25 protein-coding genes are annotated in these 26347 nt (G+C 44.9%); 14 read left to right on the top strand and 11 right to left on the bottom strand.

The annotated features are described in order from the left end of the window. Nucleotides 1–40 precede the first annotated feature (40 nt). Entirely contained in the window at nucleotides 41–1069 is a 1029-nt protein-coding gene (gene epmB, locus HFU86_RS16800; RefSeq protein WP_187129691.1) for an EF-P beta-lysylation protein EpmB, read from the top strand. Between the two features lie 78 nt (nucleotides 1070–1147). On the opposite strand, the gene HFU86_RS16805 is transcribed toward epmB, so the two are convergent. The 4 genes from HFU86_RS16805 to HFU86_RS16820 all read right to left on the bottom strand — a co-directional run bounded on the left by HFU86_RS16805 (nucleotide 1148) and on the right by HFU86_RS16820 (nucleotide 4579). Continuing rightward, nucleotides 1148–1492 (bottom strand): DUF4156 domain-containing protein, encoded by a 345-nt coding sequence (locus HFU86_RS16805; protein WP_036955950.1) that lies wholly within the window; start codon nucleotides 1490–1492, stop codon nucleotides 1148–1150. 397 nt (nucleotides 1493–1889) lie between these two features. Continuing rightward, complete coding sequence (gene groL / locus HFU86_RS16810) at nucleotides 1890–3533, bottom strand: chaperonin GroEL (protein WP_036955948.1); 1644 nt, start codon at nucleotides 3531–3533, stop codon at nucleotides 1890–1892. Between the two features lie 53 nt (nucleotides 3534–3586). Continuing rightward, on the bottom strand, nucleotides 3587–3877 hold the full coding sequence (locus tag HFU86_RS16815; protein ID WP_108478399.1) for a co-chaperone GroES: 291 nt from the start codon (nucleotides 3875–3877) through the stop codon (nucleotides 3587–3589). Nucleotides 3878–4036: 159 nt separating this feature from the next. Further along, nucleotides 4037–4579, bottom strand: a complete 543-nt coding sequence (locus HFU86_RS16820; protein WP_036955943.1) for an FxsA family protein — start codon at nucleotides 4577–4579, stop codon at nucleotides 4037–4039. A 402-nt stretch (nucleotides 4580–4981) separates the two neighbouring features. On the opposite strand from HFU86_RS16820, the gene aspA reads away from it, so the two are divergent. From aspA to HFU86_RS16885, 13 genes are all read left to right on the top strand, one after another. Next, complete coding sequence (aspA, locus tag HFU86_RS16825) at nucleotides 4982–6406, top strand: aspartate ammonia-lyase (protein WP_036955941.1); 1425 nt, start codon at nucleotides 4982–4984, stop codon at nucleotides 6404–6406. Between the two features lie 140 nt (nucleotides 6407–6546). Beyond that, entirely contained in the window at nucleotides 6547–7869 is a 1323-nt protein-coding gene (locus HFU86_RS16830; protein WP_036955939.1) for an anaerobic C4-dicarboxylate transporter, read from the top strand. A gap of 710 nt (nucleotides 7870–8579) precedes the next feature. Further along, nucleotides 8580–8918, top strand: coding sequence for a helix-turn-helix domain-containing protein (locus HFU86_RS16835; RefSeq protein ID WP_255426000.1), 339 nt, complete (start codon nucleotides 8580–8582; stop codon nucleotides 8916–8918). Nucleotides 8919–9543: 625 nt separating this feature from the next. Then, nucleotides 9544–10089, top strand: coding sequence for a fimbrial protein (locus tag HFU86_RS16840; protein WP_036983844.1), 546 nt, complete (start codon nucleotides 9544–9546; stop codon nucleotides 10087–10089). Between the two features lie 84 nt (nucleotides 10090–10173). Further along, complete coding sequence (locus tag HFU86_RS16845) at nucleotides 10174–10899, top strand: fimbrial biogenesis chaperone (RefSeq protein WP_187129693.1); 726 nt, start codon at nucleotides 10174–10176, stop codon at nucleotides 10897–10899. A gap of 43 nt (nucleotides 10900–10942) precedes the next feature. After that, nucleotides 10943–11434 carry a fimbrial protein gene (locus HFU86_RS16850; protein ID WP_255425918.1) on the top strand — a complete coding sequence of 164 codons (492 nt, stop codon included), beginning with the start codon at nucleotides 10943–10945 and terminating at the stop codon, nucleotides 11432–11434. 22 nt (nucleotides 11435–11456) lie between these two features. Continuing rightward, complete coding sequence (locus tag HFU86_RS20215; protein ID WP_187129694.1) at nucleotides 11457–12038, top strand: fimbrial-like protein; 582 nt, start codon at nucleotides 11457–11459, stop codon at nucleotides 12036–12038. A gap of 21 nt (nucleotides 12039–12059) precedes the next feature. After that, nucleotides 12060–12638 carry a type 1 fimbrial protein gene (locus HFU86_RS20220; protein ID WP_187129695.1) on the top strand — a complete coding sequence of 193 codons (579 nt, stop codon included), beginning with the start codon at nucleotides 12060–12062 and terminating at the stop codon, nucleotides 12636–12638. Between the two features lie 112 nt (nucleotides 12639–12750). Continuing rightward, nucleotides 12751–13419, top strand: a complete 669-nt coding sequence (locus HFU86_RS16865; protein WP_255426001.1) for a fimbrial biogenesis chaperone — start codon at nucleotides 12751–12753, stop codon at nucleotides 13417–13419. Further along, nucleotides 13406–14212, top strand: a complete 807-nt coding sequence (locus HFU86_RS16870) for a fimbrial biogenesis chaperone (protein WP_187128557.1) — start codon at nucleotides 13406–13408, stop codon at nucleotides 14210–14212. The genes HFU86_RS16865 and HFU86_RS16870 overlap by 14 nt, the downstream gene beginning before the upstream one ends. A gap of 81 nt (nucleotides 14213–14293) precedes the next feature. Further along, on the top strand, nucleotides 14294–17053 hold the full coding sequence (locus HFU86_RS16875; RefSeq protein ID WP_255426002.1) for a fimbria/pilus outer membrane usher protein: 2760 nt from the start codon (nucleotides 14294–14296) through the stop codon (nucleotides 17051–17053). Then, entirely contained in the window at nucleotides 17053–18168 is a 1116-nt protein-coding gene (locus HFU86_RS16880; protein ID WP_187129697.1) for a hypothetical protein, read from the top strand. The genes HFU86_RS16875 and HFU86_RS16880 overlap by 1 nt, the downstream gene beginning before the upstream one ends. A gap of 68 nt (nucleotides 18169–18236) precedes the next feature. Then, nucleotides 18237–19358 (top strand): SPOR domain-containing protein, encoded by a 1122-nt coding sequence (locus HFU86_RS16885; protein WP_255426003.1) that lies wholly within the window; start codon nucleotides 18237–18239, stop codon nucleotides 19356–19358. Between the two features lie 26 nt (nucleotides 19359–19384). Here HFU86_RS16885 and HFU86_RS16890 read toward each other — a convergent pair whose 3' ends face one another. Genes HFU86_RS16890 through HFU86_RS16920 form a run of 7 tightly spaced genes read right to left on the bottom strand, consistent with a single transcriptional unit; the run spans nucleotide 19385 to nucleotide 26283 of the window. Beyond that, on the bottom strand, nucleotides 19385–20491 hold the full coding sequence (locus tag HFU86_RS16890) for a fatty acid desaturase family protein (protein WP_187129698.1): 1107 nt from the start codon (nucleotides 20489–20491) through the stop codon (nucleotides 19385–19387). Next, a complete protein-coding gene (locus HFU86_RS16895) occupies nucleotides 20478–21602 on the bottom strand; it encodes a sterol desaturase family protein (RefSeq protein ID WP_187129699.1) in 1125 nt (374 codons plus the stop codon). The genes HFU86_RS16890 and HFU86_RS16895 overlap by 14 nt, the downstream gene beginning before the upstream one ends. Then, a complete protein-coding gene (locus tag HFU86_RS16900; protein ID WP_187129700.1) occupies nucleotides 21599–22213 on the bottom strand; it encodes a phosphatase PAP2 family protein in 615 nt (204 codons plus the stop codon). The genes HFU86_RS16895 and HFU86_RS16900 overlap by 4 nt, the downstream gene beginning before the upstream one ends. After that, nucleotides 22210–23487, bottom strand: coding sequence for a F390 synthetase-related protein (locus tag HFU86_RS16905; protein ID WP_132496476.1), 1278 nt, complete (start codon nucleotides 23485–23487; stop codon nucleotides 22210–22212). The genes HFU86_RS16900 and HFU86_RS16905 overlap by 4 nt, the downstream gene beginning before the upstream one ends. After that, on the bottom strand, nucleotides 23484–24284 hold the full coding sequence (locus HFU86_RS16910; protein WP_187129701.1) for an MBL fold metallo-hydrolase: 801 nt from the start codon (nucleotides 24282–24284) through the stop codon (nucleotides 23484–23486). Before HFU86_RS16910 ends, HFU86_RS16905 begins: the two co-directional genes overlap by 4 nt. After that, on the bottom strand, nucleotides 24281–25288 hold the full coding sequence (locus tag HFU86_RS16915) for an NAD-dependent epimerase/dehydratase family protein (RefSeq protein WP_187129702.1): 1008 nt from the start codon (nucleotides 25286–25288) through the stop codon (nucleotides 24281–24283). Before HFU86_RS16915 ends, HFU86_RS16910 begins: the two co-directional genes overlap by 4 nt. After that, on the bottom strand, nucleotides 25285–26283 hold the full coding sequence (locus tag HFU86_RS16920) for a 3-oxoacyl-[acyl-carrier-protein] synthase III C-terminal domain-containing protein (RefSeq protein ID WP_187129703.1): 999 nt from the start codon (nucleotides 26281–26283) through the stop codon (nucleotides 25285–25287). The genes HFU86_RS16915 and HFU86_RS16920 overlap by 4 nt, the downstream gene beginning before the upstream one ends. Nucleotides 26284–26347 lie beyond the last annotated feature (64 nt).

A 26347-nucleotide genomic window follows, 5' to 3' on the forward strand; every position in this document is an offset into this window, starting at 1 on the left:
AGATCCTCTATTTATAAACTAAAAATGGCATAGCCAAAAAATGGTCGATATTATAACTCAAAATACCTCATCCAGAGAAGTCTGGATACAACAACTTGCCGAAGCAGTCACTAATCCGGATGAATTGCTGCAATTACTAAACTTAGAAGACCATCAACCATCGCGAGAAGGTCATGAAGCACGTAAGTTATTTCCTTTACGTGTTCCGCGTCCTTTTATTTCGCGAATGAAAAAAGGTGATCCACTAGACCCTCTGTTATTGCAGGTATTAACCGCAAAAGCAGAGTTCGATATACATCCAGGTTTTTCTACTGATCCACTAGAAGAGCAGGATAACGCGATCCCGAGTTTACTCCACAAGTACCGTAACCGCGCATTAATGCTGGTTAAAGGGGGTTGTGCAGTGAACTGTCGATACTGCTTTCGCCGGCATTTTCCTTATGAAGATAACAAAGGAAATAAAAATAACTGGTTGATGGCTGTGGATTATATAAAAAACCACAGTGAACTCAATGAAATCATCTTCTCTGGCGGTGATCCTTTAATGGCAAAAGACCACGAACTTGACTGGTTAATTAGCCAACTTGAGGAAATTCCACATATTACTCGCTTGCGAATTCATTCTCGCTTGCCAGTGGTAATTCCAGAAAGAATTACAGATACCCTTTGCCAGCGTTTATCTCAGTCACGTTTGCAGGTCATTATGGTGAGCCACGTTAACCACGCTAACGAGATTGATGATGAATTTACGAAAGCGATGCAGAAATTAAAACGTGCAGGCGTCACATTGCTCAACCAAAGCGTATTACTCCGCCAAGTTAATGACAATGTCACTGCTTTGGCAAACCTGAGCAATGCCCTATTTGATGCAGGAATTTTACCGTATTACTTGCATGTGCTCGATAAAGTCCAAGGCGCTGCACACTTCTTAGTGAGTGATATTGAAGCTCGACAATTAATTCGTGAATTGTTAAGTCAGGTCTCGGGGTATTTAGTGCCGAAGTTAGCGAGAGAAATTGGCGGGGAGCCAAGCAAAACCTTACTCGATTTAAACTTGCGCCAAAGCTAGTCTGAGTTAATAAACATCAAAACTAATAGGCATAAAAAAACCCGCTTAACTGATTAAGCGGGTCTTATTGATACATGATTATTGGCACTTATAAACTTGGCCAACCATTTTGCTATCAACAGGAACAAAGCTAGATAGGACAGTTTCGCTTGGGCTTGAAGCACCAAAAATCACGTTACCACCCATTGCTGCAGCTTTGTTACGTAAATCATTTGCTGCGCCGCGCATGGAGCTAGATTCGTTATTAACGCCGCTCAACCAGTTGCTTTGAGTTCCAGTGACTTGACCAAGAAGTTGGCATTCACTTCCCGGTTGATTTTCAACAAAACGAACTTGTGAGCCTGCCGCAGTCAGATCATTGGTTGATGTACAACCTGCTAAAGTTAGTAATGCAGCAGCACCAAGCAAGACTTTAATTCGCATGTTTTCCCTCATTTTTTATTGTGTTTTTGCAGCTGGTTGTTGAACCTTTATAGCTCCAATCACTCAAAATTCTGTTTTATGACAGTAAATTAACGTACTAGATATCCAAGTAGGCTTGATAAAAACTGTCAATCGCTCAGAGTTTATCACAAAACAATCAATACGCTTGTGATGTTCTTTACTTATTTAAACTATTTTTTACCTTGGGTTAAATATAACCCGATGAGTTACCTTAACGCAAAAATAAGTAATAAACCTCACAAATACAAAGCACGAAAGCATTAATTTGATTACCTATAAAAAAAACCGGCACCACTCGATAATTCATGGTGCCGGTCTTATTTTGGCTGGTAGCTACTAGTTAATGGCTACTGGCGCACAATGTTTGCCTGTTGGCTTACATCATGCCGCCCATTCCGCCCATGCCACCCATACCCGCTGCGCCTAAATCAGGAGCGTCAGATGCTGGCATATCAGTGATCATCGCTTCAGTCGTAATCATCAGACCTGCGATTGATGCTGCGAATTGCAGAGCAGAACGAGTAACTTTAGTTGGATCCAGAATACCCATTTCGATCATGTCGCCATAAGTATCTGTTGCTGCGTTGTAACCGTCATTGCCAGTTGCTGCTTTAACGTTGTTAACAACAACAGAAGCTTCTTCACCTGCGTTAGTGACGATTTGACGCATTGGCGCTTCCATCGCACGCAGAGCAACACGGATACCTACGTTTTGTTCTTCGTTATCGCCTTTCAGTGCTTCCAGTTTAGCCGCAACGCGAACTAACGCAGTACCACCACCAGCAACAACACCTTCTTCAACCGCTGCGCGAGTTGCGTGCAGAGCATCGTCAACACGAGCGCGTTTTTCTTTCATTTCAACTTCAGTTGCTGCACCCACTTTAATTACCGCAACACCGCCAGCTAATTTCGCTACGCGTTCTTGCAGTTTTTCACGGTCGTAATCAGAAGAAGACTCTTCGATTTGTTGACGGATTTGAGTCACACGACCTGCGATTGCAGTTTCGTCACCGATACCATCGATGATGATAGTGGTGTCTTTGTTGATAACGATACGTTTAGCTTGACCTAAATCTTCTAACGTTGCTTTTTCCAGCTCCATACCGATCTCTTCAGAGATAACAGTACCGTTAGTCAGGATAGCGATATCTTGCAGCATTGCTTTACGGCGGTCACCGAAACCAGGTGCTTTAACCGCAGCCACTTTCACGATACCACGCATGGTATTCACGACTAATGTAGCCAGTGCTTCACCTTCAACATCTTCAGCGATGATCAGCAGTGGTTTATTCGCTTTAGCAACGCCTTCTAATACTGGCAGTAATTCACGAATGTTAGACACTTTTTTGTCGACTAACAGGATGAATGGGTTTTCCAGTTCAACAACGCCAGTTTCTGGTTTGTTGATGAAGTAAGGAGATAAATAACCGCGGTCAAACTGCATACCTTCAACCACGTCTAATTCGTCTTCCAGACCAGTACCTTCTTCAACGGTGATAACGCCTTCTTTACCGACTTTCTCCATTGCTTCTGCAATTAATTTACCAACAGTTTCGTCGGAGTTTGCAGAAATAGTACCAACCTGTGCGATTGATTTAGTATCTGAACATGGAACTGACAGAGTTTTCAGTTCTTCAACAGCAGCAACTACTGCTTTATCGATACCACGTTTCAGATCCATTGGGTTCATACCCGCAGCAACTGCTTTCAGACCTTCGGTGATAATTGCTTGAGCTAAAACGGTAGCGGTTGTTGTACCGTCACCCGCTGCATCGTTAGCTTTAGAAGCAACTTCTTTCACCATTTGTGCACCCATGTTTTCGAATTTATCTTCTAATTCGATTTCACGAGCAACAGAAACACCATCTTTAGTGATAACTGGTGATCCAAAAGATTTGTCTAAAACAACGTTACGGCCTTTAGGACCTAAAGTTACTTTAACTGCATCAGCAAGAACATTGACACCACGAAGCATTTTTGTACGAGCGTCATTACCAAATCTAACGTCTTTAGCTGCCATTATCTCTTTCCTTTAAATTCTTTTCGTTTGATGAAAGTTTTAAGTGAAAATTCTTATTCAACGATTGCTAAGATGTCGCTTTCGGACATGATTAACACTTCTTCGTTGTCGATTTTTTCAGCTTTTACGCCATAACCGTCGTTAAAAATTACGATATCGCCAACTTTCACATCCAGCGCTTTAACGTCGCCATTTTCGAGGATGCGGCCTTGGCCCACAGCGATAACTTCACCACGAGTTGATTTGCCCGCAGCACTGCCAGTTAACACGATACCACCAGCAGATTTAGATTCGATTTCTTTACGTTTAACGATAACACGGTCATGCAATGGACGAATTTTCATTAATAGTTCTCCTACAAATAAAGTCCATACGGGTAAAAGGTCGATACCAAGGTGATCTTCACCAGTACCATGTTTCAGGAGATTGGGATGAATAACTAAGACTTCAAGGGGTGGGAGATAAATTTTTTTATTATTTATCTCCCTACAGTTCAAAGGGAATTAAGGTTTAGGCGGGTTATCTTGGTTGGAATCTGAAGATTTATCGTCAGGAACACGATGGCTTTCACCATCAATAGTTCTTTCGCGATCAATAGTATAAGAAGGGTCATCTTGCTTGCGTTGGTACTCGCCTTCAAAAGTATTGCCATTTTGATAGCCACCACCCTGAAAACCATTTCCAGGTTGGTAAAACTTGATGTGCGGGATTAAACGCATCACAAATAATTTTTGTACTGGTGGTAGTAATAAAAGTAGTCCAATAAAGTCCGTAAAGAATCCAGGAACAATAAGTAAAAATCCTGCTAACACTAACGCCACACTTTTAATCATTTCAGCGGCAGGACTTTCACCACTCATTAATTTTTGTTGTATTTGCATGACATTTTTCATCCCTTGGTTCTTCACAAGTGAAACCCCCAAACAGGATGTGAGCACCACTAAAATTAATGTCATCAACACACCAATTTCAGCCGCAACTCGGACAAAAATGACCGACTCTATATACACCAAAATACATATCAGAATTAGTGGTAACCAGCGCACAAGTACTCCTTAATATCAATAAGCTACTGCATTTTTCGGGGCTAAATGAAAACCTTTGTGAACTATCTCTAAGAGACTACTATTCATATTCGCTTTTTTCATCAGTATAGCCATAATAATTGGGTCTCTGATCGTGATTTTCAACTCATGGACTAAGATCATTAACAAGGCTTATCTGTGATTTAAATCACACAATATAAATTCTATTGCACTAATCAATCCATAAAATGATCTAGGTTCAAGGTATGGGGTGATAAAGGGCATATGATCACCCCATAAGTCAGTAGAACATAATACTGATAAAGGAGTAATAGGTGGTAATCACCTAGAAGTTTAGTTTTAGGATATATTTTTAAAAGCGCATAAACGGACAGTAACTGTAATCTAATTAAGAAGGTTCTCATGTCAAACAATACTCGTATCGAAGAAGACCTGTTAGGTAAAAAAGAAGTTCCAGCTGATGCCTATTATGGTGTTCATACTCTGCGTGCGATTGAAAACTTTTATATCAGCGACCGCACCATTAACGATGTCCCAGAATTTATTCGCGGCATGGTAATGGTAAAAAAAGCAGCCGCACTAGCTAACAAAGAACTGCACACTATTCCTCGTAATATCGCAGATACCATCATCAAAGCGTGTGACGTTGTTTTGAATGAAGGCAAATGCATGGATCAGTTCCCAGTTGACGTATTCCAAGGTGGTGCGGGCACATCACTGAACATGAATACCAACGAAGTTCTGGCAAACATCGGTCTTGAACTGATGGGTCATAAAAAAGGTGAATATGAATTCTTAAACCCAAATGACCATCTGAACAAAAGCCAATCTACCAACGATGCATACCCTACCGGTTTCCGTATCGCGGTTTATAACTCTGTTCTGAAATTAATCGATTCTGTTACTTACCTGAAAAAAGGTTTTGAAAGCAAAGCAGAAGAGTACAAAGACATCCTGAAAATGGGTCGTACTCAATTACAAGACGCAGTACCAATGACTGTTGGTCAGGAATTCCATGCTTTCGCAACTCTTCTTAAAGAAGAAGAAAAAAATCTGAAACGTAGCATCGATTTACTGCTCGAAGTTAACTTAGGTGCAACTGCTATCGGTACTGGCCTGAACACAGCCCCTGGTTACCAAGAACTGGCTGTTAAAAAATTAGCAGAAGTAACAGGTTTAGCATGCGTACCATCAGAAGACCTAATCGAAGCAACTTCTGACTGTGGTGCTTACATCACTGTTCACGCTAGCCTGAAACGTTTAGCAGTTAAACTGTCTAAAATCTGTAACGACTTACGTTTACTTTCCTCTGGTCCTCGCGCAGGATTGAAAGAAATTAATCTGCCAGAATTACAAGCAGGTTCTTCTATCATGCCAGCAAAAGTTAACCCAGTAATTCCTGAAGTTGTTAACCAAGCATGCTTCAAAGTTATGGGTAACGACATCTGTGTAACGATGGCTGCTGAAGCAGGTCAATTACAATTAAACGTAATGGAACCAGCAATCGGTCAAGCGATGTTCGAATCCATTTCTCTGATGAGCAATGCATGCCGCAACTTAGTAGAAAAATGCGTTAACGGCATCACTGTTAACAAAGAAATCTGCGAAGCGTTTGTATTCAACTCTATCGGTATCGTAACTTATCTGAACCCATTCATCGGTCACCACAACGGTGATATCGTGGGTAAAATCTGTGCAGAAACAGGTAAGAGCGTACGTGAAGTTGTCCTAGAACGCGGACTGCTGACCGAAGCGCAACTGGATGATATCTTCTCTGTTGAGAACCTAAAACATCCAGCATATAAAGCAAAAAGATTTGACGACTAATTATTTATGTTTAGCATAAATAATTCTTAAGAATAAGGGCACGACTTTCCACCGGATAGCGTGCCTTTTTTCATGAATGCACACACAAATAATTAACATAACAGTTTCATAATTTTCATTTTTGTCGAGGAGTAAACACTATGTTAGCCGTAGAATTTGTCATTGTTCTGCTGGCCATTTTTTTAGGGGCCCGTCTTGGAGGGATAGGTATCGGTTTTGCCGGTGGCCTTGGTGTTCTGGTACTCGCTGCAATTGGCGTGAAACCGGGAACCATTCCTTTTGACGTAATCTCTATCATCATGGCAGTTATTGCCGCCATCTCTGCAATGCAAATTGCGGGTGGTTTGGATTACTTGGTTGCTCAAACAGAAAAACTACTGCGTCGCAATCCAAAATACATCACTATCCTTGCCCCTATCGTGACCTATTTCCTGACTCTGTTCGCAGGTACAGGTAATATCTCATTAGCAACTCTGCCAGTTATCGCAGAAGTGGCGAAAGAACAAGGCGTGAAACCATGTCGCCCACTGTCTACGGCGGTTGTTGCAGCTCAGATTGGTATCACAGCATCTCCAATTTCTGCGGCGGTTGTTTACATGGCATCTGTCATGGAAAACCCAGCAATGGTTGGCGCTGGTAACACCGTTAGCTATATCACGCTGTTAGGTATTTTATTACCAGCAACGTTCTTAGCTATCATCCTGATGTCTTTCATTATCTCTTGGACATTTAACTCTAAACTGTCTGATGACCCAATCTACCAAAAACGTTTAGCTGAAGGCTTAGTTGAACTGCGCGGTAGCCAAGTTAAAGAGATCAAACCAGGTGCTAAAGCGTCTGTTCTGCTGTTCTTACTCGGCGTTGTTGGTGTAGTTTGCTACGCAATCATCAACAGCCCAAGCTTAGGCATTGTGGCAACCCCACTGATGAATACCACTAACGCTATCCTGATTATCATGCTGACTGTGGCTACGTTAATCACTGTACTGTGCCGTGTAAACACTGATGCAATCCTGAACTCTAGTACCTTCAAAGCCGGTATGAGCGCATGTATCTGTATCTTAGGTGTTGCATGGTTAGGTGATACTTTCGTACAGCACAACATTGATTGGATCAAAGAAACTGCGGGTGACTTAATCCACGAACACTCATGGATGTTAGCGGTTATCTTCTTCTTCTGTTCTGCACTTCTGTACTCTCAAGCAGCAACAGCGAAAGCTCTGATGCCGATGGCTCTGGCACTGAACGTTAGCCCATTAACCGCTATCGCTTCATTCTCAGCCGTATCTGGTCTGTTCATCCTGCCTACTTACCCAACTCTGGTTGCGGCAGTACAAATGGATGACACCGGTACAACTCGCATCGGTAAATTCGTCTTTAACCACCCATTCTTTATTCCGGGTACCATCGCTGTGGCACTGGCCGTTACCTTCGGCTTCCTGTTCGGCGGTATGATCCTGTAGTCATCAATGCAATGACTTAGGAACAGAGAAACCGTGGCTTTCTAGTCACGGTTTTTTTATATCTGCACTAAATCTCCCACCCATTTAGAATATCTAAAATAGATAATAATTAAACTGGCTGTATTCTATTACAGAAAAAACGACCTAATCACGCTTAAATTTAAGTACTTATAACTAAGTAAATAGACCGATTCAAAATAGAACAATTCTTTTCATTTAAACAAACTGAAACAGTTTGTCATATTTAAAATTAAATAAAACGTTAAAAACAAATCACATAACACAATGAAAAATAACAATTAATAGATAAAAAAAGATGATTTTGAGCGCAAGAAAGGATTGATGCGTCACAATTTAGTGACCAGTTGTTAATAAATGTAAAAATCAGAATTATATTCTTTATTATATGCCAATAATGAATCAAACAAGATTATATCACTATTTAATAAAGATGCTCTCAAAGAGCCTACTCCCCTTATCACCACCTAACGCTAGCTTCATTACTTTATATTACTCACTATATGAGTTTAATTTAAAATTTTCGACTATTTCACTATAGTTGCATTATTTGATTTTATAAAAAACGTCACGTAAATTAGTTAGAAGAAAACGCAGTGAAATAGTTTCCTCACACAACGTTTTCATCAATCCTTCGTATTCACCTAAATACGATTTTTATTAAGTGATGCTGTTTGGAAGGAATGCATACAATGAAAGAAACAGACGGTAATACCCCTTCGCCCAAGAAGGGTATAACTATTTATACAAAAGCAGTGGGTTATGAGATTTATTTATTACGAAAACGTCGCTCACTAAGTGGAAAAGATTTAGCGAATCTATTGAATATCTCCCAACAGCAAGTTTCTCGTTATGAACGAGGTATCTGCAATATTACGATAGATATGCTAGTACAGGTTTTAAATGTACTAAAAATGCCTATTCAGGACTTTTTGGATAGAGCTGTTATTCGAGTTTCCATAATGAAATTTAAACTAAACGGTGTTGGCAGTAAAGATATCTCATTATTAAGTAGTTCATTTATAAAGTAGGAATATATTTTCTCAACATATTTAATTAATTATATCTTAACAATAAAGAATTATTTTTATTATTGTAATATTCCACTAATTTAATGGCGTTTTACCAATAAGAACATAACCCTATAAATAGAAACACCTTTAAACGTTCTATTTATCGTATTAATGATAATTATATTAAACAGTTAAATGACTTCAGCACAGCTGAGAACTTTAACCTAAAAGTCTTAATAGTTATTTATACTTAAACATTAAATGCATGTGAAAAATTAATCTATTGAATATAGAGAAATCAAATCCTCTAATAAATTCAGGGAGCGCCATTCTATTCATATGGCGCCCGACTTTTCATGCTTATTTATTATAAATAAATGAATAATAAATCGAGACTCAGAATAAAGGTAATGTTCTCTTTTTTTAAATAAGAGAATATCCCCTTTATATCTAAGGAATGGAATAAAGGAAATTAGCGAAACTTTAAATTGAATGTTTATAACTGATTCAACCTAAATTTAGCCTAGGTAAATAGATAATATCGGCATCATACATATATATCTATAACGAAATAAGTCATGGAATACGACCTTTATACCAATCAATTTAATTATTTAACTTTGGACAAATAGGAATACTAATTATGTCATTTAAAACAACGGCACTTTCTACTGCTTTATTTATGAGCCTGTCAGCTTTAAGCCTGAACGCAATGGCAGCACCTTCTGCAGAAGTCACTCTGCAAGGGATCCTGACCAACACAACCTGTGATGTCACCATCAATGGCGGTAAATCAGTCTTAAACGTAGGTGTTTTAAAAACGTCTGTGGGTGAAGCAGATTCAGACTTTGCCGCTGTCAATGCAATGTCCTCTACAACCGTTGATATGCCAGTGACTTTAGTGGGTTGTGCTGAGGGTGAGGAAGGTAACTTAATCATTCAAGGGATCACTTCTGTAGGCAACAACCAACAGGACATCTTTGTAGCGACAGACTCACAAACTGTTGGTTTTATGATTGAAGATGAAGCCAACAAGCGCATCACCAACGGTAGTGGTACAAAAGTTGAAATTGGCGCAGGTGAAACAGCAGCCCAATACACATTCAAAGTTGGTATGGCAACAACCACGACCACTCCGAAAGCAGATTCCTACAGTGCACCAATCTTAGTGGCTTATATCGTTGACTAATTCGATTTAATTAACTCAGTCAATGGAGGTAAGGCGGGCTCCGTCTTACCTATATTCTGCCACGAAAACTATGAGGATAGACAAATGCGAAATAACCGATTTATGCAAGGGATCTGCGGTGGCTTGCTATTGCTATCAGGTTCATCGATAGCCGGGATCGCTATCGACACCACTCGAATTATTTTTTCAGAAAGTGATAACGCCACCGGAAAAAGTGTGGGTATCACTAGCTCTAGCCAATCACTTACGCCTTATTTGGTCAAAGCACAGATTTTGAGAACCCCCTATGGCGACAATGGTGAAACTCCCTTTGTAGTGACGCCTTCGTTATTCCGATTAGAGTCTGGTTCCACGAATCAAGTCCGCATAATGAAAAAAAATGTGGCGCTCCCACAAGATAAAGAATCTGTTTTTTATTTTCGTACCGTCGCCATGCCGACCAGCGAAAAAGGGCTAAATACCCCACAAAATCATATTGATGGTGCCGTACAAGTGTCGACGGGAAACATCATTAAGCTGTTTTATCGCCCGAATCAGTTAGGCATGACCCAGCCACAAGCGATGAAATCACTGAAATTTTCGAGTGTAAATAATGGGGTTCAAGTGTCCAATCCGTCCCCGTACTACATCACCTTAGACAGCGTAAAAATTGCCAATAAGCCCGTTTCTCTGAGTACCAAAAAGGGAAATAACATGATTGCGCCGTTTAGCAGCATCACCTATTCCCATGTTCAACGACAAGGCTCGGTTGAATGGAAAGCCATTAATGACTATGGCGGAAAGGACGAGTTTCATGCGCAAATTCAATAAATTATGCATGTTTTTTTTCGCCGTGTTACTTAACGGATGGCACATGGCACTGGCCGAAAATACCGAGATTAGAGCGCTCATTACCGATGATGTTGGGTGCGAAATTCGCATTCCTAACTCATTGCAATTTACACCAATGCGCACATCCGATTTTCAAGGCGCAGTGACCACGCATCAAATTAAGCCCTTGAAAGCGCAATTTATCTGTGTGGATAAAACGGGAAATCTCACCCCAAAAATTACGTTACAGGGAAATACCCCCTATAACGAAAGCTCAATTTTCTTGGATGGAACCCCAAATAGCACAGGGTTTATGTTACGCCTCAGTGATGGCACGCCGCTCTCCCTGAGTGATTTTTATGACACAAGCAAAGCCTTTAAACGCGGTGAACAGATTGCCTTAACACCACTGACCAAAGAGAACCATCACCAAACGGAAGAGACTTTTCTCGTGGGTTTAGTGGGGCCCGTGGATGGGGAAGCCATCCCCGGTGAATTCTCAGCCTCATTGACGTTTAACCTTATTTTTCAGTAAGACCTAAAAATAGGAAATCATCATGACACTGACTCAAAAGTCACTCTATTCCCTGTTCATTCCCACCGCATTGTATGCGGCAAGTCTGGGGCAATCCGCGATGGCGGCTACCACAGCCTCCACCAAAATCAGTGCCAGCATTGTCGGTGGTGGCTGCCAAATTACCGCCCCCCCGACGGTTTCGATCCGTAACGGGGATCTTATTCCTGCTGAAGATATCACCACCACCAGTGATATCAGCGAAACCTTTGATCTCACCATTCTGGGCTGTAAAGGTTACGGGTTAACCCCCTCGATAACCATCCAAGGAGATACCGATAATGCCTCCGGTGAAGCGCTGTTTGTGAGTCCCGGCAGCACCAGTACAGGCTATGGCATTTTATTATCCACAGACGGTAACAGTAATTTTAATCAAAGTGACAACCTGGCAACGGATAAAGAAATTAAGGCACTCACCACCACAAACTGGGGTAAAACCTTTGCCAGCACATTGGATGGAAAAATTCCCCTGAAAGCAACCGTCAGTTGTGGAACCTGTACCGCCGATGGCTTACAAGGTGGCGAGTTAACCGCCTCACTAACGTTTAATTTTATCTATCACTGATTTTGAAGGCTGTTAATAACAATGATACGAAAACTGTCTTTCTTCAGCGTGATTGTAGGGTTGCTATTACCAGCCAGTGAATTACAGGCAGGCAGTGCCTCAACCACCCTCTCATTTTCCGCTTTTTTTTATGGCGGTAGCTGCGATGTGACGGTGCCAAGTACCGTCACGTATAACAATGGCGCACCACTGCCCTACGATGAAATTCTGAAAAGTCCGCAACGTAGCGGATTCACGTTAACCCTCTCAGGGTGCCAGGGCTATTTTTTAACACCCAGAATTGCGGTCAAAGGGAACACGTTCACCGCGGATAACAATGAACCGCTGTATGCCGATGCATCCAGCACCGCAAAAGGCTATGGCGTCAGGCTATCCACCCCCGGAAATACGCTTTTTAATGCCAATGACAATACCGCAAAACCCGGCAATGAGGTGATCACCATCAAGACATGGCCATCGGATGGAACCAGCGATGTCGCAAGATTAAACAGCTCGCTTGATTTTACTGCCGTGCTGGCCTGCGGCACCTGCACGGCCAGTGACAATTTGCAAAACGGTGAACTTATCGCAACCGTCACGTTTAGCTTCGTATATGACTAATTGGGTAATCAGCATGTTTTCGAATCGTTTTTCTTACTCTCACACGCTTATTATTGTATTGATATGGGGTGTTTTTTCAGCCTTGGCTTCCGCTACTGAAGGCGGTTTACGCTTGGCCCAAACTCGTGTCGTCTTTGATGCTGCCAATCCAAATACAAAACTTGCCATCAAAAACAGCAGTTCGCAGGTTTACTTAATCAAAGCTGACGTCCTCAATACGCCAGAGGGGAATGCCCACAAACCCGCGCCCCCGTTTATTGTGACACCACCGATGTCTCGCTTAGAAAAAGAGAGCCAAAGCACACTGCTTATTGTACGTAATGGTACCGCGGAGCTGCCGACAGACCGAGAATCCGTGTTTTATTTAAGCTTATTAGCGATCCCTTCCACCACAAAAGCGAGTGCCCCCGAAGGTGAGATGACCAGTGCGCAAGTTTCGGTGGGGATCCGCAACGTTATCAAGCTGTTTTATCGCCCGAAAGGGTTCCCCATGAGCGTCGAAACCGCCTCAAGCCAACTGGTTTTTCGCCAGCAAGGTCAACAGCTTGAAGTCCGTAACTCAACGCCGTATTACATCACGTTGGCGCAATTGAGTGTGGATCAGCACCCCATTGATGTACGAGAGCTGGGCCCTATGATTGCGCCCTTCTCCACCCAAACGTACCCCGTCAACGGCGGTGCCACACACGCAGAGTGGAGAGTGATTACCGATTATGGGGATATGAGCACCGCGTATCAGGGGAAGATTCAATCAGGAGATATTCGCGATGAAAAACATTAAGTTATTGAAGATGATAAAACCTGTGTTGTATCGCCTGATGAGTGGAGTTGCCCTATTGGCGGCACTTTTTACCCAACCTGTGTTGGCAAATAACATCCAAGACCAAATTAATGGGCTGACACTGCATTCAACCCGTGTGATTTACCCCCATGATGCCAAAAACGGGGTGACGTACACTATCACCAATAATACGGCGATACCGTATTTATTACAGGCGCGCCTCTTGCCGTGGGAAGGGAATTCATCAAGCAAAACGGCGAACGAGAATACCGAAACCGTGGATGAAAACCTGACGGCATTTATTGCCTTACCGCCGTTACAGCGCTTCGAACCGGGCGAAACGCTCACATTGCGTATTCTTCAAAAGCATCATTTACTCGCGCAAGATAAAGAGTCGATTGCGCAGTTATCATTGACTGCCATCCCCGCCCAGTCAAAAGAGGCGGCTGAAGGCGCGCAAATGATCCTGGCGGTACAAAACAATCTGAAGCTGTTTTATCGCCCCGCGGGATTACCGGAACATCATCTCGACAATATCGCCGAACAGCTGCAATTTCAGCGCACAAAAAATACGCTAACCCTGAAAAACCCGACGCCCTTTTATGTCACGTTAGCGTCACTGTCGGTGGGGAAAAACGCCCTGAATTTAAGTTCCTCACGCATGATCCCTCCCTTTGGGGAGGCGCAGTGGCCCCTTGATGCCAGCCATGTCGCAAACGACATTCATTGGCAGCTCATGGAAGACGATGGCGGAACCGACACAATGAGAACACGCCAACTCTCAGCAATGTAACCACAACCGACAGATAAACACATTCACCCGATGCGCATTGGCAACGGGGGGATTCTTGCATTCGCAAGATAAAGGAAGATCATGAAAAAAGCCCATAAAATTGCTGAACACCAGCCAAAAAATCCTTTTTTCCGTTATCACCCGCTGGCGTGTCTATTGCTATTGGCGGTCGCGCCAACACAGGCCGAAGATTACTTTGACCCCAGTTTTTTAGGGGTGGTGGGTGAAAACACAGACGTGGATTTATCCGCGTTCTCACAAGCCGGTGGCGTTGCCGAAGGGGAATACACCGTTTCCGTATTTGTGAACCAACAGGACGTGGGACAATTCACGCTTAATTTTATCAAAAATGCCCACGGTGAAATCGCACCGGAATTAACCCCTGAGCAACTCGACACCTTTGGGGTCAATGTGCCGCAAATTCCTGTCCTGAAAGACTTACCTAACGGCGAGTTTATTTCAGATTTAGGCGCACTGATCCCACAAGCGACAACCCGATTAGATTTGTCACGCTTGCGATTAAACATCAGCGTGCCGCAAGTAGCGATGCAATCTCAAGTCAACCGTAATGCGGATCCGTCATTATGGGACGATGGCATTCCGGCACTCATGGCGAACTATAACGTCAGCGCCGGTCGCACCACGAGCCGCTATGACCACGGCAAAAAAAATCAAAATACCAACGTATTTGCGTCCGCACGATTGGGTGCCAATGCAGGGCCGTGGCGTCTGCGCAGTAACCTCACCCACTCTCGCTTTGAATACAGCGGGAGCGAGAACCAATCGGCCACGACCAACACCCAAACCTACTTTTCCAATACCACCCTATCACGGGATATTCGGGCATTGCGCTCAACATTGTTAGTGGGTGAAAGCAGCACGGGCAGCGATGTGTTTGATGGTGTGCCTTTTAAGGGCGTGCAGCTGACTTCCAACGAGCAGATGCTGCCAAGCCAATTACGCGGCTATGCGCCGGCGATCAGTGGTGTCGCCAACAGCAATGCCCGCGTCACTATCCGCCAAAATGGCAATATCGTGTATGAAGCCTATGTGGCTCCAGGGCCTTTTTATATCAATGATATCCAGCAAGCGGGGTTATCCGGGGATTATGACGTCACGGTCACCGAAGCCGATGGCGCTGAACGCCAGTTTGTGGTGCCCTATTCATCCTTACCCGTGATGCTGCGCCCCGGCGGCTGGAAATACGAAGTGGCCTCCGGTCGTTATAACGGTAACTTGACCACCAGCTCGCGTCGTTCTGACTTTATTCTCGGTACCGCTGTTTATGGGCTGCATAACGATGTCACGGTGTATGGCGGCGCCTTGCTGGCAAAAGATTATCAATCACTGAGTGCGGGAGCCGGGGTCTCGTTAGGGGATTTCGGTGCCGTCTCCACGGACGTCACTCACTCATCGGCTAAATTTACTTATTCCAACCCTGTGTCTAGCTCTAGCGAGCGAAAAACGGGGCAATCTTACCGTATCCGTTACTCAAAAAGCTTAATGGCAACAGGCACGTCAGTGGATTTAACCGCATTACGTTACTCCACTGAACATTTCTATAATTTCAGCGAATTTAACAGCCAAGGTTATCGCCTTGAAGAGGGTCTTAGCCCGTGGACGTTGCAACGTCGTCGCAGCAGCTTCCAAACCCAACTCAGCCAACAGATGCAACAGTATGGCTCACTGCATTTTCGCGCTAACCGCGATGATTACTGGGGCAGCAGCCGAACCTTAACGGGTTTATCCATGGGCTACAGCAACAGCTTTAAAGGGGTCAGTTACGGTGTGAACTACAATATCGACCGCGTAAAAGACAGCCGCAATAACTGGCCGGAAAACCGCCAGCTCTCTTTTAACTTAAGCGTGCCGTTCAGTGTGTTTACCCAAGACCGTGATTTGCAGTCCATTTATGCCACTTACTCCATGAGCCATGACCAAAATGGGCGCACGCAAAATAATAGCGGCCTGAGCGGCAACATGCTGGATGGCAAGCTGTCTTATGGCGCATCACAAAGCTGGGGAAATAAAGGGCAAATTGCCAACACCAACCTGAATGCGGGCTACCAAGGCGATAAAGGCAGCATCAGCACGGGTTATAGCTACAGCAATAATTCCCAGTCAATCAATATGAACGCCAGCGGCGGTGCATTACTGCACGCCGAAGGGCTGACATTAAGCCGCTCTATGGGGGATTCAGTTGCGCTTATCAGCGCGCCGGGCGCCGAAGGGGTCAGTGTTAATGGCGGTTCTGCTGTCACGGATTGGCGAGGCTATGCCGTGGCACCTTATCTTTCCGACTATAACAAAAACAGCATTGGCTTAGACCCAAGCACACTGCCTGAAAATGTCGATTTACCGCAATCCAATACCAACGTTTACCCCACCAAAGGCGCAGTGGTGAAAGCCAGTTTCCGCACCCGTATCGGCTATCAAGTGTTAATGACCTTAAAACAGGGGGCCAAATATGTGCCCTTTGGGGCGATTGCGACCTTAACCTCCGATAGCAGCGCTGACAACATTAGCAGCATTGTGGGGGATGCCGGGCAGGTGTACCTGACGGGATTACCAGAAACCGGGGAATTGTTAGTGAAGTGGGGAGAGACAGCCGCACAGCAATGTCAGGTGAAATTCGATTTACGCCATGTTGATGTCTCCGCGGATATGCCAATCCGTCAAGTCTCTTATCGCTGTGTGAGTGGGCAACAGCACGCACAGCCTGTGGAATTGAGTACACCAGCAACGACTCAGCAGATATCCACTCCAATGGAAAACATCGAACCTTTACATCAAACACCCAATAAAACACGTTGGTTACAGTCACCAGCAGGAGAAAAATAATGAAATTGAACAACCAAAAACGCTGGGGAAAAATGTGGTTAGCCACGGTAGGATTTGTCATTTATAGCGTTAACACTACTTTTAGCCACAGTATTGGTATTAACGGAATGGAATTTAAGAAATCAGGGCAAATAGTATGGGAAGGCGAACCTGTGAATAAGACAGAAAGCCAACAAGAAAATACTTATTCTTATTTAAGTTCTATCCATGGAAAAGTTTTATCCAGTATACAGGGGAGTTCCTGGGGCTCAGTTGACGGATATTATGGAGTAGTTTTAGAACCTGGCATAGTATTCGTTTTTTCTGGAGATTCTAATGCAAAATCAAGCGGAACCTATTTAAACGTTACATATCAGTATCGAAGTGACCCTAAAGCAACCAGTTCCGTAGGGGTTAAATATTCAGAGAATAATGGGCTGTATAAATATTCATCTACAATGCCTAGTGGTCAGGCTTATCTTGACAGGCCAAGCTACTACACACAAGTTTATCAAGCGGCTAATTTACGTGGTGCGTTATACATAAGCGAGTCAGTAAAGCCCAAAAAGTATGCATATAGCGGAAATATATGGTTAGAAGTTGGTTTAATGCGTATTACTTTAACTGAAGGTATCTCATTTACTTTTGCTCCATCAATCCAATGCACTATCAATACCCCTCCTAAAATTGATTTCGGCAAAGTGAATATTTGGGATTGGAAAGGCAATACATCCGGTACACCAGGAGGAAATCGTAAGGATGTTTTAGGGGTAGTTGATGGGAATTTTACGATCAACTGTACTGGAGATAATGGTGCTCATACTCCAGCTAAATTAACACTTAAAGGTACAATTCAAACATACACAAACGACTTAAAAATGACGATGGATGCCACAGGTGATCTTGCGCCTGCTACTGTCCGCGCATCCATAAAATCGATTTTTGCACCCTGTAACAATGGAGGTACCCAGTTTGGACCTGGTACTAAGACCCCACCAGGAAATGAAGTTGATTTAGGTGAGCTCACCGTCGGTCCACATCAAGTCCCTTACCGTTTTAGCCTTTGCGCTCTAGGGCAAGGTTTTAAATCTGGTGCCGCTTCTGCCACCGCCACCGTCACCATTGACTGGGAATAACCTGCCTAACCGCTTAGTGGTTTTCTTCACAAACCACTAAGCCTTTATCATTCAACGATGAGAATGCCATGATAGCCATTCACCGCCACCGTTTATTCACATTATTGCTCATGGGAATGTCGCTTCTGTTGTGCAGCCCTGCGCTGTCAGCAGTATCTCCAACATCCCTTGAGCAAATTCACGACCTGGGTGTGCAATCCATCAATGGAGATGGCGTCCCTGTAGACCTCGCCAAAGGGCGTTACTATATTCAGCAATCCGCATTGCAGGGCTACCCCCTCGGTCAGTACCATTTAGGGATTCTGTTTTTCACGGGTGAAGGTGGCCCTCAAAACTCAGCCTGTGCAATTTGGTGGCTGGAAAAAGCCATCGCCGCAAATAATGAAGTGCGTGAAAGAGCTCAACAGGCATTGAATGACATTCAAGAAGATATCGTTGTCACCACAGAAGCGGTTGATAAACAACGTTGCCAGCAATATTCGTACAACTTAATCAGCCTACCGATGACCGAGCCCGTTCACGCTGAACCGCAAGTTAATGCTATCGAGCTCTCTGCCAAGGGAAATCAGGTGCTACTGGAGGTTTTAAACAACCATCAACCACACCGGATTTATGCCACATTGCGCCTATTGCAAAAGGAACTGACTAAAATATGGCAACCTATTGCCGAGCACCGTGAACGCTTAATGCTCGCCGCTGCACATAAAGCCCATATTCAGCAACAAACAGCACCAGCGGTAAATGAAACCGTTTCTGACGAACCGACTGAAGTGATCATTACCCTTGTATTGCCGCCGTCAGAACAAAAAGGTGAAACTGAACAAGTAGAATTAATGCCAATCAACACGCCTAGCAAGCCAATAGAGGTGACGATTCCGGTGGCGAAACACACCTCAGTGAGCACGAATTTAGGTGGTGATATTCATTCAGCTTCCCCTCGCCATTACACATTACAGTTAGGCAGTGCGGGCAGTGCGGAAGGGCTTTATGAACGCGCTCGTCGACATAAATTACGTAATTATTTGGTCTATGAAACGGTAAGAAATAACCGCCAATGGTATGTCTTAGTGTATGGCGAATACCCAACGCTCCGAGCCGCAAGACACGCTATACAAGGCTTACCGTCTGCATTTCAACGGGATAAACCGTGGGTGCGCAGCTTACAGCAAGTTCAATCTGAGCTAAACTAACCCACAGTTAGGTAGGCGACTATCGCTTACCTAACCCCTTCCCCTGTCCCCATTCGCTTTAAAAACCGCTGCTGATAACGCCACAAGGTTTTGGCATCAACACAGTGATAATCCATGCCAAATTGCGCGGCAGTTTGCTGAATAATACGAGCAAGCGCAGGGTAATGTCGGTGGTGCCAATTGGGGAATAAATGATGAGTCAGATGCAAATTCAACCCGCCGAGCCAGTAAGTTAGGCACTTCGGCGTGGTTTGCCAATCATAGGTGGTTGAGAACGTATGAGTATAAAACCCTTGCTCCATACGCCCTGAATCTGGTGCCGTATAAAAGGTGGCTTTTGCCCAATGAGTACCCAAAATCAGCACCACGAAAATAAATGACGCGAACATTTGGCTAAGCAGATAAACACCCAACAATGTGCCAATACCGATACCATATGGGGATAGCACCCAATACGGTAATAATAATGCCAATGCAAGATGAAGCATTTTACTCAGCAAAAATACCCCAATACCTTTCACACCCTGATGGCGCATTTTTGGGGCGACGCGGGTGAAATGAAAACGGTCAAACCAATCGTAGCCCCAAATCAGCGCGGGAAAGGTCATTGCCGCGATCAGCGGCCAATACAAATGCTGCCAACGCATAAACGGATACCAGCGCTGGTAAGGGGTTTGGCGCAGTAAAAAATTCTCTTCAATATCCAGATCATAATCACGAACATTAGTATGGGAATGGTGAAAAACAATGTGCCGCACGCGCCAACAATCGGGGTCTAACCCTAAAGGAATAGTCACCCAAAAGTTCACAATCCGGTTAAGCGCTCCTCGCTGAAAAACGGCGTTATGGGAGGCATCGTGCACCATATTAATCGCCAACAATAAGGCAAAGAAAATAAATAGCGGATAACCCACAAAAAACAGTATTCCACCTTGGGAGTTGAACATCAGCCCGTAGCTGCCTAAGCACACCAAAATCAGCGTCAAACTCTTGAGATAAACCCAGCCATCGGCAAAGCGGTGGTCGCCTTTTTCTTGCAGATATCCCCTCGCCGCTTGCTGCAATGCACGGTGAAAAGCCAAGTCATCCCGCTGGCGAAAAGCGAGGGGCGGTAATGGCTTAGGCTTGTACATCACGTCTATCCACAAGCGTTGTTCCTACGCCCATTAGCACAGCAGCGCTGTGCAACCATAATAGCGCCCCAACCACCAGCCAGAATGGCGTCAACCAGCCTGCAATGATGATCAATAACAGCATCATGCTGGCAACCGCGAACCAACTCCATTTTCCCCAACCATAACCGCTCGATAAGCCCGACAGCGCGACAGTCCCCGCCGCCAACAGCAGAAATAACCCAATTTGCTCAAGGGTCGTTCCATTAAAACCGTACCCATAGCGATACACATAGCCAATCACCAACGTGAACAGCAGCAAAGTTCCACCTACTAGCCCCATTTTTCCGATGTGATAACGAGGGGAATGCGTTGGTTTATTCGCTTTTTTCACACCCAGAATACGCAAGAATGGACGGTTGCTGTCAATCAGCGGGTTTTCCGTCGCTGCCTCACCGCCGATACCATATTGATGCGGCATTTCAGGGGATTGTGAAAATGTCCCAAACAGCTTGTCCCAAATAATAAAGCTACCGCCAAAGTTACGATTGGCGTACCCACCCGTTTTAATATGGTGAACTCGATGATGATGCGGCGTCACCATCCATGATTCCAGCCATTTAAAACGGGGAATTAACCCACTGTGGTTAAAAAATTGAATGGTGTAATGAAGCACGGATATCGTCATAAAGATGGTAAGCGGCACGCCCATCAACGCCAATAACAGAAAGAACGGAATCGAAGTGAGTGAGGAATACCACGAATTACGTACCCCTAATGAGAGATTAAAATGCTCCCCTTGATGGTGCACCACATGCACGGCCCACAAAAGACGGTAACGATGGTGCAAACGATGCAGCCAATAAAATCCTAAATCCCAAGCAATTAACGTAAACAACCACACCAACCACGTTGGCCAGCTATCGGTAAGACCAAAAGAAAAATGCGTGACCACAAAACCGTAGCAAAATAGTTCTAATCCACGGAACAGCCACAGCATGATATGCCCGGAATTAAGGTTAAAAACCACATCTTGCCAACTGAATGAAACGCGCTTTTGGCGAGCAATAATCAGCGCTTCCACCATCACAATCGCCACCATAAAGATAATGGGAAATGTCAGTTCATTCATCGCACTCTCCGTGACGGATAAGCCGCCCATAAGCGAACAACCGTTATCGCTATCCACGCACAAGCCGCGCCGCCAACCACATCAATAAACAGGTGCCGCTTCAGCATTAAGACAGAAAAAATAATCATCAGCGCCCACAATAGCCACAAGAGGTTTCTCAAAAGTTGGCCTTTTCGACACAGAGCCCACCACGCAATTAATGTTAACGACACGTGGAGCGAAGGCAGCATATTTTGCGACGTATCCACCTGCAATAACCCGGCAAGTGCCTGCTGAGTCAATCCACTCCCTATATTTTGAGGGAATTCTGCCGTGGTTGGATAAATCAAATACACCATGCCAGATAGCACCGCACAGAGGATCATCTGCCACATTAACGGCTTCACTTTTTCTGCGTGACTCAGCAGATAACCGCAAGGAATAAAAAGGAAAAAAGAGAGATAAAGCCATATCGCATTTGGCGAATAACCGATGGCATCATCAATTATCGAGGGGGAAATAACGTGCGCGGAGGAATAAATATGCCCCGTCAAAGAGTAGATAACCCCAACACATCCCCAACCTAATAGTAAATACCCCACGCGCTGCCACACTGACATCGACATTGTCATACCGCCTCCCGCGTGATCCGTCGGCGCTTAATTGCCATCACTGTCACAGGCAAGTCGGTGTTGAGTTGCCATTGAAGGTGCTCAGTCACCGCGCCTTGCAGTTCAAAGTAGTCAGTTAGTGCTTGCTTACATCCTAATAGCACTGCTTCCTCACAGTCCGCGGATAAAGTGAATAACTGCCCTTGTTGATGAAGTCGATAATCTGTTTCTGTCGGTAAAGTATTACACATCACTCGGTTACAGGCGTCCGCAAACAGGGTTATTGGCTCACCTTGTTGATTGGTTAACACCAATTGGTCATCACTACGCCCTTCGATGCGTTCAATGGCTATTTGCGCATCACCACAGGGGCATGGGGTCTCCCTAACGACCAAGATATCATCCAGTTGATAGCGCACAATGGGCTGAGTTTGCCGCGTAAAATCGGTGATAATCGGTGAAAAACGGCGTTCATCAATCCACTGTTTTTCAATATGCAAAAAAGCTTCATTCAGATGCAATGTGCCATGAGGGCAGGTGCAGCCAAGAAAACCTTCCGTCGCTTGGTACACTTCGCCCACATCTGCAAAAACGGTTTTTAGCCGAGCTTTATCATCTGCATTTAGCACTTCCGCCACTGATATCACCCTTTTTGGGGTTAGTGAGCACTCATTTCGCTGCTGGCGCTTTGCAATTTCTACCAGCACCTGTGCAGGAGCAACAATAATAGTTGGCTGCCATTGATTAAGCGCAGCAAGATGCTCATCGAAATCTCCTAGCAAATCGTAAAACTGAAATGAGAGCCAGCGGTTATTCACACTTTCATATAAGTTATTGTTTGCACGTAAAAACAGTGCCACCCGCTCTCCGGCAAATAATCCATCCGGCAGCATTTTAGCGAGCATGGTTCCCGACCAGCGCGCTTGCTCGTCAGGGCTGACCACAAACACCCCACGCTTTCCTGATGTCCCTGACGATAACCCCACACTGAATTTCCCCACTGTCGGGGAAAAATCTCGGGAAGATTCACTCTGTTTTGCACAGGCAAGCAGCTCATCCACTTTCAGCCCTTGGGTGTTCATGCGGTCAAAATGCTGCATCATCAAGGCTTTATTCATCACAGGCCACTGAGTAAGTGCTTGCTCACAATATGCCGCAAAATAGGGACTGCGCCGTAAAAAACGTTGCGTGAATGCCGACAGTTTTCGCTGTTGATATCGTTCTAGCACTACGCTATCCGTAAAACGCAGTCGGCGAGCCTGCCAGTAATACCACAGAATTTTCAGCAGTTTCACAACTCGCCCTCATGACACAGTTGGATCGGTATCTGGCGTTTATCAATCTGATGCAATTTATTGAGCGTATCGTAATAGGCTTGACTGTCATCCATAATTAAATTCGCCACCGCCATTGGTCCGCGCAATTCTCGGTAATTCGTTGGTGACCATGCCGCATCTCCCGCCAGCAAAATCCAGCCATCATCCGTTGCCACGCATAACCCAGTATGCCCCGCGGCATGACCCGGTAATGGCACCGCAATTAAGGTTTTTTCTGGGTTTATTGCGTAGCCAAATCCTAATTCGGCTAAGGCTTCGGGCAGCTCAATACGCTCAAAGCCTTCATAAAACCGTGCTCTTTCTTCGAAATCTTCAGGGATCAACCCACGCACAAAGGCTTTACGTAATGCGGAAAATCCGGTTAGGTCACGCGTTTTTTTCCACCCTTCCCCCGAACAGATTAACGGCACAGAAGGAAAATCCCGTAGCCCCGCAATATGGTCACCATGGAAATGGGAAATAATGACGCCTGTAATATCCGCGGGCGTGATGCCATCCGCCTTGAGCTGAGAAACGAGAGCATCTTTGGTATCAAAATAAACCGGCGTAACCGCTCGATACAACCGAATGATCCCCTCACGGGTATGGTCATAAAAGTGGTCGGCATACCCCGTATCAAACAGCCAGCGCTGGTCATGCCCTTCAATCAGCCATGCCCGCGCGGGGAATTTACACGCTTTCATACTGGCACCTTTGAGGGCAACACAGCCGGGATGGGTGCAATATCCCACTTCAAAGACCCGAATGTTCATCATGGTTTGCCCTCTTGATTTTCGTTAAGCCATTTTGCTGTGCGTGCAATGCCCTCAGCCATGGAATAGCGTGGGATGTAACCGAGTTCCTGCTGAGCGCGCTCATTATTTAAAATCATCGTGAAATAAGCGGCACCGAGGCTATAACGAGTTAATAATGGCTCTTTTCGCTGCACAATCGCTAATTTTTCTAAGCAGAATGCGACGGCATATAATAGCGAATAGGGAGCGGATTTAATCTGGCACTCAGTGCCTGTTTGCTCAAATAGCATTTTTAATGTGGTGGCTAACGGCTGAGGATCTTGGTTGGTAATATTGTATATCGACCCGCTTTTTAGTGGTTTTTGGGTTGCCAACATCATCGCATCCACCACATTTTCAACGTAGGTCAAATCGAAGGCGTTTTTTCCCCCTGCCGGCAGCACCAATTTTCCATGGCGGGCGCGGACTTGCGCCATCAAACGCGGCAATAAAACCCGGTCATGCTCGCCAAATAATCCTCGAGGGCGCAAAATCACAAACGTAGTTGAGGGATGATTCGGTACTATCTTGGCAATTTCTTGCTCGGCAAGGAACTTCGTTCGCGCATAATCATTGGCAAATTGCGTGTTATTCGTTGATTCGAAAATATTGTGCTGGTGAGTAAAATTAAAATAGATTGCAGGGGTAGAGATATGCACAAACCGCTCGATACCTTGCACTGCCGCAGTTTGTGCTAAGGTTTTGGTGGCATGCCAATTAATGGCTTCAAATGCGTCACGCGCGCCCCATGGTGCCGACAATGCGGCGCAGTGCCAAACTGCCTGACACCCTGACATCAATTCGCGCGCGGTTTCTGGGGTCAATTGTGCTAATTCCACAGGAATGAACACCGCCCCCGCATCCGTTAATTTCTGACCAATGGCTAAATCACGCCCGCAAGCCACCACTTGATACCCTTCACGTAGCAAAATTTCTGTGGCATTGCGCCCAAGGCCGCTGGTCGCGCCTGTGACTAAAATTCTCATGGTATAAGAACCAGTGCGGATAACGCCAAACCAGCTGCGGTGCCTATCAGCATTACGTGGGATTTACCATAAAAACGGTCGGTAATAATGGCTTCATGTAGCGCGGAAGGAATTGATGCCGCGACTTGGTTGCCGTGTGTGGCATAGATATCGACTAACTGCTCAGCGGTGACTCCAAGGCGTTTACGCATATGTTCCAAGGATAAGTGACTCGCTTGATGGGGAACCACCGTATCTATCTGCGCTAAGCTCACTCCCGCTTGAGACAGTATTCTCTCCATAAAATCCTCAACCATGGCGGATGCCATCTTGAATAGCGGTTTGCCTTTCATGTGGAATAAGAAATCACTCGGCTCCATCCCTGAGCGTGGATTACGACGAGTACCACCCGCTCTAATCTCACAAAGATCCAGCCCTTCAGGATAGGTTTCCAGACGAAATGCCAAAATACCACTATTCCCATCACCACGCTCAACCAGAGTACAAGCCGCACCATCCCCAAAAATAAGCGAGGATTCTTCATGCTCCCAATCGATCCCCCGAGAGGCAATATCCGCAGAGACAATCGCAATTCGGCGATACTGATGGGTAGTGAGTAGCCCACCCGCGATTTGCAACGCCGATAAGTAACTCACACAGCTCGCATTCACATCAAAGCAGGCAATACCCGAATGAAGTGCTGAACTTGCGAGAATATGAGCTGCACTACAAGGTAGGGCTTGAACGGGAATAGCCGATGCACAAATCAAGGCATCCACTGAAGCAGGGTCAATATTGTGGCGAGTTAATGCATCGTGAATTGCTGAAGCAGCTAATTCAGCTTGGCTATCGGTATTTGATGCATGGTAGCGCCAGCTAATCCCCGAACGTTTTTCAACGTAACCGTTCGGTTTATTCAGCTGCTTATCCAAATCCATCGACAATACTTTATGTGTGGGTAGTGCGATGCCAGAAGCAATAATTTTCAGTGGCACAAACGTGTTGGGGTTAAGCATTTTTTACCTATTCTTGTAGTTTATTGCTTTATTACCCTTCATTTACCAAATAACCCGCCATCAT

The sequence above is a fragment of the Providencia sp. JUb39 genome (assembly GCF_012272845.1).
In the GTDB taxonomy this organism is placed as follows: domain Bacteria; phylum Pseudomonadota; class Gammaproteobacteria; order Enterobacterales; family Enterobacteriaceae; genus Providencia; species Providencia lanzhouensis.

Coding starts and splice junctions, on each gene's coding strand:
- epmB (WP_187129691.1), top strand. CDS start 41: ATGGTCGATATTATAACTCAAAATACCTCATCCAGAGAAGTCTGGATA.
- HFU86_RS16885 (WP_255426003.1), top strand. CDS start 18,237: ATGATAGCCATTCACCGCCACCGTTTATTCACATTATTGCTCATGGGA.
- HFU86_RS16815 (WP_108478399.1), bottom strand. CDS start 3,877: ATGAAAATTCGTCCATTGCATGACCGTGTTATCGTTAAACGTAAAGAA.
- HFU86_RS16880 (WP_187129697.1), top strand. CDS start 17,053: ATGAAATTGAACAACCAAAAACGCTGGGGAAAAATGTGGTTAGCCACG.
- HFU86_RS16895 (WP_187129699.1), bottom strand. CDS start 21,602: ATGAATGAACTGACATTTCCCATTATCTTTATGGTGGCGATTGTGATG.
- HFU86_RS16920 (WP_187129703.1), bottom strand. CDS start 26,283: ATGCTTAACCCCAACACGTTTGTGCCACTGAAAATTATTGCTTCTGGC.
- HFU86_RS16890 (WP_187129698.1), bottom strand. CDS start 20,491: ATGTACAAGCCTAAGCCATTACCGCCCCTCGCTTTTCGCCAGCGGGAT.
- aspA (WP_036955941.1), top strand. CDS start 4,982: ATGTCAAACAATACTCGTATCGAAGAAGACCTGTTAGGTAAAAAAGAA.
- HFU86_RS20220 (WP_187129695.1), top strand. CDS start 12,060: ATGATACGAAAACTGTCTTTCTTCAGCGTGATTGTAGGGTTGCTATTA.
- HFU86_RS16910 (WP_187129701.1), bottom strand. CDS start 24,284: ATGATGAACATTCGGGTCTTTGAAGTGGGATATTGCACCCATCCCGGC.
- HFU86_RS16875 (WP_255426002.1), top strand. CDS start 14,294: ATGAAAAAAGCCCATAAAATTGCTGAACACCAGCCAAAAAATCCTTTT.
- HFU86_RS16900 (WP_187129700.1), bottom strand. CDS start 22,213: ATGACAATGTCGATGTCAGTGTGGCAGCGCGTGGGGTATTTACTATTA.
- HFU86_RS16805 (WP_036955950.1), bottom strand. CDS start 1,492: ATGCGAATTAAAGTCTTGCTTGGTGCTGCTGCATTACTAACTTTAGCA.
- HFU86_RS16850 (WP_255425918.1), top strand. CDS start 10,943: ATGGCACTGGCCGAAAATACCGAGATTAGAGCGCTCATTACCGATGAT.
- groL (WP_036955948.1), bottom strand. CDS start 3,533: ATGGCAGCTAAAGACGTTAGATTTGGTAATGACGCTCGTACAAAAATG.
- HFU86_RS20215 (WP_187129694.1), top strand. CDS start 11,457: ATGACACTGACTCAAAAGTCACTCTATTCCCTGTTCATTCCCACCGCA.
- HFU86_RS16845 (WP_187129693.1), top strand. CDS start 10,174: ATGCGAAATAACCGATTTATGCAAGGGATCTGCGGTGGCTTGCTATTG.
- HFU86_RS16915 (WP_187129702.1), bottom strand. CDS start 25,288: ATGAGAATTTTAGTCACAGGCGCGACCAGCGGCCTTGGGCGCAATGCC.
- HFU86_RS16870 (WP_187128557.1), top strand. CDS start 13,406: ATGAAAAACATTAAGTTATTGAAGATGATAAAACCTGTGTTGTATCGC.
- HFU86_RS16840 (WP_036983844.1), top strand. CDS start 9,544: ATGTCATTTAAAACAACGGCACTTTCTACTGCTTTATTTATGAGCCTG.
- HFU86_RS16830 (WP_036955939.1), top strand. CDS start 6,547: ATGTTAGCCGTAGAATTTGTCATTGTTCTGCTGGCCATTTTTTTAGGG.
- HFU86_RS16835 (WP_255426000.1), top strand. CDS start 8,580: ATGAAAGAAACAGACGGTAATACCCCTTCGCCCAAGAAGGGTATAACT.